This is a genomic window from Rhodobacter sp. CZR27 (genome assembly GCF_002407205.1).
Classification (GTDB): domain Bacteria; phylum Pseudomonadota; class Alphaproteobacteria; order Rhodobacterales; family Rhodobacteraceae; genus Cereibacter_A.
In genome coordinates, this window is sequence record NZ_CP023548.1 from 616,632 (window position 1) to 629,155 (window position 12,524).

The window sequence follows — 12,524 nt, forward strand, 5'->3', positions numbered from 1 at the left end:
AGTCCTGACGTGAACCCTTCCTGGCGGAAGTTCTGCCGCAACGCCGATGCTGTACACCGCGGCCGTTCCTGTCAGTTGGCTGCAACGAGCCAGTCAATGAACGTTTCCGCGTCTGCGTTCCGCCGCGCCGGTCGTAGCGCGACGTAGGACATCCCCGACGGCACGAAACCGAACGGCGCGACAAGCCGTCCAGCCGCGAGGTCGTCGCGGATCAGGATGTCAGGCGCGATCGCCACACCAAGGCCTGCGGTGACAGCTTCGAGCATGAAGTAGAAGTGCTCGAATTCCAGGGTCTGGATGGGTGCGGCGAGGCCTTGCCTGGCGGTCCAGTCAGCCCAGGCCGCCGGCCGCGTCCTGGTTTTCAGAGCGGTCATGCCGAGGAGGCTTTGCGGCGTGAGTTGGTCCTCGGGTATCAATGCAGGGCTCAGGACCGGGCCGACGTTATCGGGGAAAAGTTCCGTGGCCTGCGCGCTGCCCCAGGGGCCGGATCCCACCCGGATCGCGACGTCGATCCGCCTCTGCGTGAAATCCACCGGGCCGTCATCGGTGGTCAGGCGCAGTTCGATCCCGGGGTGCGCCGCCTGAAAAAGCGCCATCCGCGGGATCAGCCAACGCATGGCGAGGGTGCCAAGGCACGAAACGTCGAGAACCCGCCGGTCCCGACGCTGCACGCGCGCGACCGCCGCCTCGATCCCGTCGAATGCCTCGGTCAGCGCGGGCTGCAGTGCCAGCGCCGCGGCGGAGGGAACCAGCCTGTTCCGCGGCCCCTCGAAGAGCGGGACGCCCAGCATCTCTTCCAGTCCCCGAACCTGTCGGCTGACCGCGCTGTAGGTCACGCCGAGTTCGTCCGCCGCGCGCCGCATCTGCCCGAGGCGCATGGTCGCCTCGAAGGCGCGCAGAGCGGTAAGGGGGAGCGTGCCGCGTTTCATGTGCTCTGATTGCACATGGCAGGCGAAAAATCATCGTTTTTCAACGTACCTGCTCTGCGGGATACCACGCTTCGGAACATCTTGCGCGGCGACTTGAAGCCCGCCCGCGCCGCCCCGGAGGTCTCATGGATACACATGTCTTCGCCGCCGTCCTCATGGCGGCCCTGCTGCATGCCGGGTGGAACTCGGTCGTCAAGGTCGGGCTTGATCGCGTCTCGACCGTGCTCCTCCTGGCGCTGGTGCAGGCTCTGATCGCGCTGCCGCTTCTTCCCTTCGTGCCGATGCCAGCGCCGGCGGCATGGTCGTGGATCGCGACTGCCGCGCTGCTCCATGCGGGCTACAAGCTGTTCCTCGTCCAGGCCTACGCCCATGCCGACCTGAGCCAGGTCTATCCGCTTGCCCGCGGCACGGCGCCTCTGGTTGTCACGCTCGTATCGGTCATGGCGCTCGGGGCGGATCCGGGCGACGCGGGCCTGGCAGCCATCGGCGCGATCTCTGCTGGTGTGCTCCTGATGGCGGCGAAGGGATCGTCCGCGGGGCGGATGGGCGGCGCGGCGCTGTTCTTCGCGCTTGGCACGGCCGGATTCACCGCAGGGTACACGCTTGTCGACGGCGTCGGAGCGCGGGTTGCCGGCACGCCCTCCGGATTCATCCTGTGGATGGTGGTGGGAGACGCCGCGCTGATGGCGCTCTGGGCAGCCGTGACGCGAGGGGCGGCGGCCTTCCCGGCACTGCTGCCCGCCTGGCGGACGGGCCTGGCGGCGGGCGCCATGTCGCTCGGCTCCTACTGGATCGCAGTCTGGGCGTTCACCCAGGCGCCCCTCGCCCTCGTCGCGGCCCTGCGGGAATCGAGCATCCTCTTCGCCACGCTCATCGCGGCCATCGTCCTGCGTGAACCCGTCAGCCGATGGCGATGGACCTCCGCGGCGATGATCGCCGGGGGCATCGCGATCATGAAGACGTAAGCGGGCTCCCGAGGTCGCGCAGCAGCGCCGCGGGAGACCCGGTCAGGGCCACGCACGGCGCCCAGCCGCGGCCGGAAGGATCCCCCACCCGGGGCGATAAGGCTTGCTTCGCAGCGTCCGTCTGGGCTCAGCGCTCCGAGAGGTAGTCGGCAGAAACATAGCCGGTCATGCGCGGTGCGTCGGCCAGCGACACCCGGCACCAGAGTTGACCCACCTCGGTCACGCAGTCGTGGCGCATAAGGGCCGTGCCATCCGGCAGGCCGAGGAGAACGCGGTAGCCGAGCCCCGGCCCGGCGCGGAGCTTCAGAAGCTCGCTTCCCGCGCGCTCGACGACGACCCGGCTGCCAGGGCCAACCGCATGGCTCGCGCACGCGGTCAGCAGCAGCGTCGAGGCGAGCATTGGGATGAGCAGACGATGCATCGCGAAACCTCAAGCTTTCGTGCCAGATCCGGCGGACTTCGCCACGCGTGTGAACGACAAACCGTGCTCTGGCAAGGGTGCCCTGCTCGACGCGGCCGAGACTTACGGGCCGGACGCCGATCCGCGCCCCGAAGCCGGACGTGATGCCCGACGCAGCCTGTCCTACGACCACCCGCCTTGCGCCTCCGCCGGAACCGCTTTGCGTTGCGAGTAATGGCCGACCTGGGCCGCCAGCCGGGGCGCAAGACCCGCATAGCTCTGCCGCACATTCAATGTCGGCTTCCCGCGCGTCAGGCGGCTCACCGCGGTCACGTCCGCCAAGCTGGTGTAAATTCCCGGATGGCCTGAGGTCATGATCAGGCGGCTTTTGTGGTCATGCTGAGAATGGGGTCGATCTCCTTGGTGTCGATGCGGGCGAAGGCCTCGACCATCATGCAGCGGCTCGAGGTCTGCCACTCGTCATTCTGCTCGAACAGCACCGCGCCGATCAGGCGCAGGATGGAGGCGTCGTTGGGGAGTTGGGAGGATCAGAAATCCTTCCAGTGGAAGGATTTCCCGACCAACGCCGACCACGTCGGCGCGCCGCTTCACCTCCTTGTTCAGTCGCTCGATCGGATTCGTGCTGTGCAACTTGGTCCGGTGCTGGCGCGGGAAGGACATGTAGGCCAGCACGTCGTGCTCGCTGGCATCCATGAGGTCGGCGAGCTTGGGCCAGCGCGGGCGCAACTGCTCAGAGACCTTGCGCCAGGTCTCGCCGGCATGGGCGCGGTCGGGCTGATCGAAGGCCTGCCGGATCGCGGCGGCGACGACGGTATGCTGGCCGCGCGAGACATGTGCCAGCGCGTTCCTGATCCAGGGAACGCGGCAGCGCTGCCAGGTCGCCTCGAACACCCGGGCGATGGCGGCCTTGAGGCCGGTATGGGTCGAGGCGGGGCACGAAACGGTCCGGGAGACCGTTTCGCCGCCGAGGGCTGATCACCAGCCTGATCCCGCCGAGGCCGCGGGCGCGCAGGGATCGCAGGAACTCGGTCCAGAAGGGTGAGGGCCATCGCCCGAACGCTTCGGACGGGCCGATGCCAAGGCCGATGATCTCCCGGCGCCCCTCGGTATTGCGGCCACGGCGATTATCGCCGCGACCGGCACGATGCGACCGCCCAGGCGCACCTTGAGGTAGGTCGCGTCCAGCCAGACATAGGGCCACTCGCCGGTCAGCGGGCGGTTCAGGAACTCGCCCACGCGTTCGTCATTCGCCGGGAAAACGATCCCCCGGATCGTTTTCTGGCCCGGCTCATTCCTTGCAAAGCTTGGACACCGTGCTCTTCGAGATTCCGTTCAGCCCCATGGCCTGCACCAGTTCGTCCACCCGTCGGGTCGACACGCCGCTGATCCACGCCTCCTGGATGACCGCCACCGGCGCTTGTTCGAAGGTCTTCCGGGCCTCGGGGAAGCCTGGGAAGTAGCTGCCCTGCCGGAGCTTCGGCACCCGCAGGTTCAGCGTGCCCAGACGGGTATCGAGAGCGCGCTCTCCGATACCCGTTGCGCCAGGTCGTGCGATCACCGCTGCGTTCATGCCGGCCGGCACCGATCAGGCCTTCCACATCCTTCTTCGCTACGATCGATCCACTGGATCGATCGCTTTACGCTCGAAGTCCATGATCAGCTGCAGGACAGCCTCGGCTATGGAGCGCAGGAAGTCGCCCTGATCGTGCTTGGCCAGAAGCTCGGACAGGTCCATGTTCGTCTTGGTCATCGGGGTCTCCGTAAGGTCCGTGGTTGAAGTCGCCAAACTCCACCTCGACCATACACCTCGATGGCCACCCGGGATCACACCGCCGCTGGCGACGAAATTACACCAGCTCCTCGCACGCTAACCTCACCGCCCCCCCCGTCGATTTCCGCGCTGGAAGACGATCGCGCGGTCGGTCCGCATCAGGTTCAGGGGGGGCGGGCAGATAACGTAGCAATTCGGCGGGCGGGATGGCCTCCTCCGGGCAGAGCATCAGCACCAGATAGGGCGCATCGAGGGCCTCGCCGAGCCAGTCGTGCAACCTAGGGCTCGCGAGCTTGCCGATGCTGTCACCGTCCGCAGCGGGGGAAGCAGCAGGACGGCGTCGCCCTCGACCAATCGGCCCGCCGTAGACAGGACCAAGTGGTCCAGCGGCAGGAAGCCAAGCCTCAGGGAGCTTGGCGAGCGGCTTCACGTCTTCTGGACGCAGGCCGCAGAGCACGATCTCGGAGGCGTAAGGAGCTCAGCTCGAAATGAATTGCTCGGACATGAGCGACTGACCTGTTTGTTGCAAACAAGGGATCGTTCCGTAGCGAGAGCTACGGCGGGGGTTCGGGATTGGTGGACGCGACCGGCCTGAGCGGCTGATACGTGTGGGGTTCAGAGGACGCGGTCAAGAGCCCCACCGAGGAATACGACGTTGCCACTCGGCTGGCGGACATCGAGGACGCGATCCTCGGCGGTGCCGTGGATCTGCACCCGTCGGATCCGTGCCCCCATGACTTCTGGCTCGACCGGCGCCTCGCGCACGGCGGGGCGGCGGGCCGGTGTGGAGGGCTATCCCGGGATCGTCGTGGCGCGGGCCGAGGTCGACAGGTTGGCGGAGGCGCAGCCCGTCAGGCTTACCTCCGAGCGGCCGTCTGCCGCGGCGTTCGGCAGGCGTGTCGGGATGCGGGATGGCGGCCGGCTACTCGCGCTGTTGGCCGCGGGGCACACCCGGCAACCAGAGTGAAGCAGCCGATGTTCGGATACGAGATCCTCCAAGGCCGACGTCGCCGCGTTCCACCCCCGGTTCGCGACCACGAGCATCCTCGCCGCCTAATGGGGCGAGCACCGGAACACCGTCATCGCCCGGTCGATTCTCGCCGGACGGGCCCGATTACCGTGCGCTCCATCTGCGCAAGGACATGGAGCCGGTCGCAAGATGACGCCTTCTGGCGTCCGGCGGAATCCAGTGCCGAGCACTCCATGATCGGCCCAACTGCGCAAGTGAGGCCGCGGAGGGCCAGGAAAAGCATCTGCGAGGGGCCGGGACAGGAAAGCACCTTTCCTATCAATGGCTTGTTGTTTGCTCACCCCCGAATGAAGTGGAGCTGATCGAAGCTGCTGCGCCATTCGGCGACCTCCGGTGCCAGAGCTTCGGGCTGCGAGGACCGCAGTGCCCGTGCGATGAGGCCGGCCAGCCGGGGCATGTCGCTTGCCGTCATGCCCCAGCGGCAGAGCTCCGGAGTGCCCAGACGCAAGCCATTGAGGTCCCCTTCCACGGGAGCAACCGGCAAGCCGATCCCGCAAGCGAGAATGTTGGCCTTTCGCAGGTGTTTCGACGCAGCCTGACCGCCCCCGAACTCCGCCGCCTCCAGCGCGAACTGGTGCGAACCTGTATGGCCCTGCGAGGTCGCAAATACGGGCATGTCCTCCGCCGCAAGCGCCTCGGCCAGTGCCTTGGCCGTGGAGACCATCGCCGTTGCATAGGCAGCCCCGAACTCCCGCCAGTCCAGAAGCCCGATCGCGAGGGCTGCCGACTTCGCGACATCGAAGTTCGCGGTGAGCCCGGGGAAGGCGATCTTTTCGATCCGCTGGGCCAGATCATCGTCGTTGGTCACGATGAGGCCCCCCGCCGGCCCTCCAAGACTCTTGTAGGTGCTCATGGTCATCATGTGGGCACCTTGGGCGAGCGGATCGGCGAAGATGCCGCCTGCGATCATGCCGCACTGGTGAGCGGCATCGAAGAGAACCTTCGCGCCGACCTCATCCGCGATCCCGCGTATTTCCGCGATCGGATGCGGGAAGAGGTTCAGGCTCATCCCGATCGTGATCAGCTTCGGACGCACGTCACGGGCAAGGTCACGCAGCCTGTCGAGATCAACCGTGTAGCCGTCGGCGTTGACGGGGGCTGGATGGGTGTCGAGACGGTAGAGACCCGCGCAGCCGGCACGGTGGTGCGTGACATGGCCGCCGATGGTGGCGGGCGGCGCGATGATCGCATCCCCGGGCTCGCAAGTAGCCATGAACGCGTAAAGATTCGCCAAGGCGCCGGACCCCACCCGGATCTCGGCATGTCTGGCCTTGAAGACCTCGGCCGCGAGCTGTGCGGCGATGACCTCGATTTCCTCGATCGCCTCGAGCCCCATCTCGTATTTGTCGCCCGGATAACCGAGCGACGGTCGTGCGCCGAGACCGCTCGCAAGCAGCGCCTCGGCCCTGGGGTTCATGACGTTGGTCGCCGGGTTGAGGTTGAAGCATTCGCGATCGTGAATCGCGCGGTTGCGCTCCGCGAGCGCGAAGATACGAGCGTCGATCTCATCCGACGTGGCACGGGCGGTCTCGGCGCTGATCGCGTCGATGCGCGTGACGACGGTGGGCGGCAGCCAGGGGCGAAGATGATGAACGGTCATGGGGGAACTCCGGTCCAGATGCCGCCATCCTCGGCAAGTGGAGGCTTCCGTGCAAAGCAGATTTCAGGAATGATAGGCATAGAAAACATGAGTCTCGCTTGGCAGTTGCACCACCCTTTCCGCGTCTCCCTTCCCTGAATGCCTTGCGGGCTTTCGAGGCTTCCGCCCGGCTTGGCGGCTTCGCCCTTGCCGCCGAGGAGTTGCGGGTAACGCCCGGTGCCGTGGGCGCACAGATCAAGGCTCTCGAGAACGAAATCGGGGCACCGCTGTTCAAACGTCATGCGCAGGGCGTGGAACTCACCGCGATCGGCGCACGCGCCTTGCCGCGCTTCGTCGAGGCATTCGACCGGCTCGGCGAGGCTGTGCAGGAGCTCCGTCAGGACGCCGCTCCGAAGCGGATACACATCGCCACCTTGCCGGCGCTTGCGCAACTCTGGCTTGCACCACGTCTTCCGGCGCTGCGGGCGGCGCTACCTGAAATCGAAGTGTCCGTCACCGCCGTGGAGACGCCGCCCAACCTGAAGCGCGTGCCTTTCGATCTCTGCCTTTTCTATACAGATGACGTTCCGACCGATGGCATTCGCATCGCCGGGGACGAGATCCTTCCGGTCTGCACCCCCGAACTTGCCCGGCGCATCCGCGCTCCCCAAGATCTTCTGACCATGACCTGTCTGACCGACTCTGCATGGGCCGACGACTGGAGCACCTGGGCGGCCGTCGCCCTGCCCGGTCAGGCGTTCACGCCGCGCGGTCCCGTGTTCTCGCTCTACGCCGTTGCCGTTGAGGAGGCACTTAACGGCTCAGGCATCCTGATCGCGCGGAAGGCGCTCGTGTCGAGGCACCTCGACGCCGGAGATCTGGTCGCGCCGCTCGGGCGAGGGGTGATTGGCCGCCAGTCGATCACACTCTGGACGTTGCCCGGGCCGGCCGCGAGCCGCAACCAGCGGAGCCTGCTCGACGTGCTGCGGGAGTTGGGCTGAACACGTCATGCCTTAAGGTGCCGGGTTTGCAGGTTTCACAACCGGAAGAGGACGGATGCGGCGAGGGGCCATGGCTGGGAAGAAGGTTAAGGGGTCCCTGTCGTGGCGGGTGGCGGCGCCAGTCCTTATAGGCGTCCGAGCAATATCCCGACGCGGTCAGGTCCTTCGCCGGGCCTTGTTCCACGGGCGCGTCGCACCACCACAAACCATTGCGGTCGATGAAGATCATGCCGCCCGGAACACGTCGGTCGTCGACGGGGGGGGGGGGGTTGCCACGGCTCTACGGAAGCAAGGAGGATCAGAGGACAGTCCAGTGGTCCGTCGTCCCGATGAACGGCTTCAACCGCTCCATCCGGGCGTCTGTGAGCCCATAGAGATTGCTCATCGGTCCGGTCTCCTTGCGGAGCCTGGGTCGCGACACCCACCTCAAATCAACGGGCCTCGCAGGAAGCAGGTCTCACCGGCTAGACGAGCGACGGCGTCCGCGAGGCCGGGCAACTGCTGGGGTCGGAGTCACCCAGCATCACATCAATGTACGTGCACGGGCGCACCGAGGCACAGAGACATCTGCACCAAGGGCGTGATCGCTCGCGATTGGGTGCCGAAGCGGTTTCTGCCTTGTCCAGGGTGGGGCTCTGACGGCAATGGTGTCCCATGGGCTGAAGATGGGACACCCCACCTCTCAGATCATTGAGTGAATAGCGGCCTGGTAGGCCCGGAGGGACTCGAACCCCCAACCAAGGCGTTATGAGCGCCCTGCTCTGACCATTGAGCTACAGGCCCGGCCGATCCCCGTTAAGGCGAAGCGGTGCAGGGGTCAAGGGTGGCTTCGCGTTGCACGCTCGGCGGCGATCGTCTAGAGGGACGGCAGGCAGCGGCAGGGATGGATCATGGCCGAAGAGCACAAGGGGCTGACATACGCGGACGCCGGGGTGGACATCGACGCCGGCAACGCCCTCGTCGAACGGATCAAGCCCGCCGCGAAGCGGACGAACCGGGCCGGGACCGTCTCGGGCCTCGGTGGCTTCGGGGCGCTGTTCGACCTGAAGGCCGCGGGCTACGTCGACCCCGTCCTGGTCGCGGCCACCGATGGCGTGGGCACCAAGCTGCGCATCGCGATCGATACCGGCGAGGTCGGCACCATCGGCATCGACCTCGTCGCGATGTGCGTCAACGATCTCGTCTGCCAGGGCGCCGAGCCGCTGTTCTTCCTCGACTATTTTGCCACCGGCAAGCTCGAGGTCGACCAGGCCGCCCGGATCATCGAGGGAATTGCCGAGGGCTGTGCGGCCTCTGGCTGCGCCCTCATCGGCGGCGAGACCGCCGAGATGCCCGGGATGTATCACAGCGGCGACTTCGACCTTGCCGGCTTCGCCGTGGGCGCCATGGAGCGCGGGCAGGATCTGCCATGCGGCGTGCAGGTCGGCGATGTGCTGCTCGGCCTCGCCTCGGACGGCGTGCATTCGAACGGCTATTCCTTCGTGAGAAAGGTCGTCGATCTTTCGGGCCTCGGCTGGGATGCCCCGGCGCCCTTCGCCTCCGGCCGGCTCGGGCAGGTGCTGCTCACGCCGACGCGGCTTTACGTGAAGCAGGCACTGGCGGCGATCCGGGCGGGCGGTGTCCATGCGCTGGCCCATATCACAGGCGGCGGCCTGACCGAGAACCTGCCGCGGGTGCTGCCCGAAGGGGCGGGGGCGCGGATCGACCTGTCGTCCTGGGCGCTTCCGCCGGTGTTCCGCTGGCTCGCCGAGACCGCCGGAATGGCGGAGCCGGAACTGCTGAAGACCTTCAATTGCGGCATCGGCATGATCCTCGTCGTGGCGGCGGACCGCGCGGACGACCTCGCCGCGCTGCTGAGCGCCGAGGGCGAGTCGGTCACCCGGATCGGCGAGGTGACGGTCGGCAGGGGCGTGAGCTACGACGGCCGCCTTCTGTGAAGCGAGTCGCCATCCTGATCTCGGGCGGCGGCTCAAACATGCTCGCCCTTGTGCGCAGCATGGCGGGCGACCATCCGGCGCGGCCCGTGCTCGTGGTCTCGAACGATCCCGCGGCGGCGGGGCTGGAACGGGCTGCGGCGCTGGGCGTGCCGGTCGCGGCGGTGGATCACCGGCCGTTCAAGGGCGACCGCCCGGCCTTCGAGGCGGCGCTGCTGGAGCCGATCCTCGAGGCGCAGCCGGACATCCTGTGCCTGGCCGGCTTCATGCGGGTGCTGACGGCGGACTTCGTGGCGCGGTTCGAAGGGCGCATGCTGAACATCCATCCGTCGCTCCTGCCGAAATACCAGGGCTTGCACACCCACCGTCGCGCCATCGAGGCAGGCGACACGCAGGCCGGCTGCACGGTGCACGAGGTGACGGCCGCGCTGGATGACGGGCCGATCCTCGGGCAGGCGCGGGTGCCCGTCCTGCCGGACGACACGCCGGAGACGCTGGCGGCTCGGGTCCTGACGCAGGAGCACCTGCTTTACCCGGCCGTCCTGCGCAGGTTCGCGGCGGGCGACCGCAGGCCCATCCTCCTCCCCTGACGCAACGACCCATCGGTCTTTCCTTTTCCGGCCACGCCGCCTATAGCGGGGGCGCGGGACGAACCCGCGTGAACCCCGAGACGCGGGACCCTGATGCAGTCGATCACCACCACCGAGGCCCTGGCCGCCTTCTGCGAGGCCGCCAAGGCCGCGCCCTACGTCACCATCGATACCGAGTTCCTGCGCGAGCGGACCTACTGGTCCAAGCTCTGCCTGATCCAGATGGCGCTGCCCGGCCGGAACGGCGAGGCGGTGCTGGTGGACCCGATCGAGGGGCCGGACATGTCGCTGGAGCCGCTCTACGACCTGTTCCGGCACGAGCCGACGGTCAAGGTCTTCCACGCCGCGCGGCAGGATCTCGAGATCTTCTTCGTCGAAGGCGGAGTCTTCCCGACGCCGCTCTTCGACACGCAGGTTGCGGCGATGGTCTGCGGCTTCGGCGAGCAGGTGGGCTATGAGACGCTGGTCAAGAAGATCGCCCGCGAGCAGCTCGACAAGACCTCGCGCTTCACCGACTGGTCGCGGCGGCCGCTCTCGGATGCGCAGATGACCTATGCCATCGCGGATGTAACGCATCTGCGCGTGATCTACGAATGGCTGTCCGAGCAGATCGCGAAGAACGGCCGGCAGAAGTGGGTCGAGGAGGAACTGGCGATCCTCACCGATCCCGAGACCTATACCGTGCGCCCTGATGAGGCCTGGCTGCGAATCAAGACCCGCACGACCTCGGGCCGGTTCCTCGCCGTGGTCAAGGAACTCGCCCGCTTCCGCGAGGACTACGCGCAGCGGAACAACGTGCCGCGCTCGCGGGTGATGAAGGACGACGCGCTGCTCGAGATCGCCTCGACCCGTCCGACCAATGCCGAGGAACTCGGCCGCTCCCGCCTTCTGATGCGCGAAGGCCGGCGGGGGGATGTCGCGGAAGGCATCCTTGCGGCGGTGAAGGCGGGGCTCGAGATGCGGCCCGAGGACATGCCGAAGCCGGACCTGTCGCGCGAGCAGCTTCAGGTCAATCCGGCGCTGGCCGATCTTCTGCGCGTGCTGCTGAAGGCGAAGTCGGAAAGCCTCGGCGTGGCGGCGCGGCTGATCGCCTCGGCCTCGGATCTCGACGCGATCGCGGCGGGCGAGCGGGACCTGCCCACGCTCAAGGGCTGGCGGCTGGAAGCCTTCGGATCGGATGCGTTGCGCCTTTGCCGCGGCGAGATCGCGCTTTCGGCAAAGGGCAACGAGGTCCGGGTGGTCAAGCTCTAGTCGGACGCTCCCCGGCCGGGGAGCGCCGGTGCCTCAGCGGCGGCTGGTGAGCGCGTTGCCGGCCGCGACGACGGTGATCTGCCGGATCCCCTGCAGCTCATGGGCGGTGATGAAGGCCCCCACCGTCACTTCGCGCGACTGCTGGGTGGAGACAGCCGCCTGCGCCATCGGGGGCAGGGCGCGGAACTCGAAGGTCTTGACGCCATCCTGCACCGGACGCCCGACCAGTTCGGCAGCCCAGTAGCCCTGCGTCGGCGGCAGGCCGACCGCCCGCACGATGGCGCCGCCCTGCATCGCGTCGATGTCGAGCGAGATCACCTGCGCCATCAGCGGGCGCCCGTCCTCGGAAGGGGCGGGCAGGGCAACCGGCGTCATGGTGGCAGTGGCAGGCTCGGACCCGCCAAACCAGTTCACCGGGTTGAGCCGCGTGCCGCAGGCCCCCAGCGTCAGGACCAGTGCGAGCCCCAGCAGCAGCGGTCGTCTCATTCCTTCATCCCTCGCATCCATCTCTGCCCAATGGCTAGCCGATGCGCTGCGCTTTGAAAAGCGTGGGCGCGCGGGGCTGGACCTTGCGGGATCCAGCGCTTACCTGTGACGTGAGGTATGGAGACACGCATGGCCAGCCAAGCCTTCGAAGACATCGCCGAGACGTTCGAGTTCCTGGACGACTGGGAGGACCGCTATCGCCATGTGATCGAGCTGGGCAAGGCGATGCCGCCGCTTCCCGACGCGTTCAAGGTGCCGGCCACCAAGGTCGAGGGCTGTGCAAGCCAGGTCTGGATCCGGCCGGTGATCGATGGCAACGGCGGCGCGGCCCGGTTCGACTTCCAGGGCGACAGCGACGCGATGATCGTGCGCGGCCTGATCGCCGTGCTGCACGCGCTCTACTCCGGGCTGACGGTGGCCGAGGTGGCGAAGGTCGATGCCCCGGCCGAGCTTGCGCGGCTCGGCCTCGACCAGCATCTGTCGTCGCAGCGGTCGAACGGACTGCGCGCCATGGTGGAGCGCATCCGCCGCGTCTCGTCCGAGGTGGCGACCGCCTGAGGCGGTGCC

Annotated in this window: 11 protein-coding genes, 1 tRNA gene and 2 pseudogenes; 7 read left to right on the forward strand and 7 right to left on the reverse strand. The window is 67.4% G+C overall.

Features of this window, described 5'->3' with window-relative positions; genetic code table 11:
- Positions 1 to 71 precede the first annotated feature (71 nt).
- Positions 72 to 929 carry a LysR family transcriptional regulator gene (locus CK951_RS03210; RefSeq protein WP_096784786.1) on the reverse strand — a complete coding sequence of 286 codons (858 nt, stop codon included), beginning with the start codon at positions 927 to 929 and terminating at the stop codon, positions 72 to 74.
- 125 nt (positions 930 to 1,054) lie between these two features.
- Between CK951_RS03210 and CK951_RS03215 the strand changes: the two genes are divergently transcribed.
- The gene (locus CK951_RS03215; RefSeq protein WP_096784787.1) at positions 1,055 to 1,894 is read left to right on the forward strand and encodes an EamA family transporter; all 840 of its coding nucleotides are present in this window, start codon (positions 1,055 to 1,057) and stop codon (positions 1,892 to 1,894) included.
- 127 nt (positions 1,895 to 2,021) lie between these two features.
- On the opposite strand, the gene CK951_RS03220 is transcribed toward CK951_RS03215, so the two are convergent.
- Positions 2,022 to 2,315, reverse strand: coding sequence for an SH3 domain-containing protein (locus tag CK951_RS03220; RefSeq protein WP_096784788.1), 294 nt, complete (start codon positions 2,313 to 2,315; stop codon positions 2,022 to 2,024).
- Between the two features lie 356 nt (positions 2,316 to 2,671).
- Positions 2,672 to 4,065: pseudogene (locus CK951_RS03230) on the reverse strand (IS256 family transposase).
- Between the two features lie 754 nt (positions 4,066 to 4,819).
- Here CK951_RS03230 and CK951_RS03235 point away from each other — a divergent pair.
- Complete coding sequence (locus CK951_RS03235; protein WP_096784790.1) at positions 4,820 to 5,053, forward strand: hypothetical protein; 234 nt, start codon at positions 4,820 to 4,822, stop codon at positions 5,051 to 5,053.
- Between the two features lie 340 nt (positions 5,054 to 5,393).
- Here the strand turns inward: CK951_RS03235 and glyA are convergent, their stop codons facing one another.
- The gene (gene glyA / locus CK951_RS03240; RefSeq protein WP_096784791.1) at positions 5,394 to 6,716 is read right to left on the reverse strand and encodes a serine hydroxymethyltransferase; all 1,323 of its coding nucleotides are present in this window, start codon (positions 6,714 to 6,716) and stop codon (positions 5,394 to 5,396) included.
- A 98-nt stretch (positions 6,717 to 6,814) separates the two neighbouring features.
- Between glyA and CK951_RS03245 the strand changes: the two genes are divergently transcribed.
- Positions 6,815 to 7,696: a LysR family transcriptional regulator gene (locus tag CK951_RS03245; protein WP_096784792.1), complete on the forward strand. Its 882-nt coding sequence runs from the start codon at positions 6,815 to 6,817 to the stop codon at positions 7,694 to 7,696.
- Positions 7,697 to 7,808: 112 nt separating this feature from the next.
- Here CK951_RS03245 and CK951_RS20925 read toward each other — a convergent pair.
- Positions 7,809 to 8,081 (reverse strand): annotated as a pseudogene (locus tag CK951_RS20925) (hypothetical protein); the annotation flags it as partial.
- 322 nt (positions 8,082 to 8,403) lie between these two features.
- Positions 8,404 to 8,479 (reverse strand) — tRNA-Ile (locus tag CK951_RS03250).
- A 107-nt stretch (positions 8,480 to 8,586) separates the two neighbouring features.
- Here CK951_RS03250 and purM point away from each other — a divergent pair.
- The 3 genes from purM to rnd all read left to right on the forward strand — a co-directional run bounded on the left by purM (position 8,587) and on the right by rnd (position 11,471).
- Entirely contained in the window at positions 8,587 to 9,633 is a 1,047-nt protein-coding gene (gene purM / locus CK951_RS03255; protein ID WP_096784793.1) for a phosphoribosylformylglycinamidine cyclo-ligase, read from the forward strand.
- Positions 9,630 to 10,220: a phosphoribosylglycinamide formyltransferase gene (gene purN, locus CK951_RS03260; RefSeq protein WP_096784794.1), complete on the forward strand. Its 591-nt coding sequence runs from the start codon at positions 9,630 to 9,632 to the stop codon at positions 10,218 to 10,220. The genes purM and purN overlap by 4 nt, the downstream gene beginning before the upstream one ends.
- Positions 10,221 to 10,313: 93 nt before the next feature.
- A complete protein-coding gene (rnd, locus tag CK951_RS03265) occupies positions 10,314 to 11,471 on the forward strand; it encodes a ribonuclease D (protein WP_096784795.1) in 1,158 nt (385 codons plus the stop codon).
- Between the two features lie 33 nt (positions 11,472 to 11,504).
- On the opposite strand, the gene CK951_RS03270 is transcribed toward rnd, so the two are convergent.
- A complete protein-coding gene (locus tag CK951_RS03270) occupies positions 11,505 to 11,957 on the reverse strand; it encodes a hypothetical protein (protein ID WP_096784796.1) in 453 nt (150 codons plus the stop codon).
- Between the two features lie 129 nt (positions 11,958 to 12,086).
- On the opposite strand from CK951_RS03270, the gene CK951_RS03275 reads away from it, so the two are divergent.
- A complete protein-coding gene (locus tag CK951_RS03275) occupies positions 12,087 to 12,515 on the forward strand; it encodes a SufE family protein (RefSeq protein WP_096787142.1) in 429 nt (142 codons plus the stop codon).
- Positions 12,516 to 12,524: the final 9 nt, after the last annotated feature.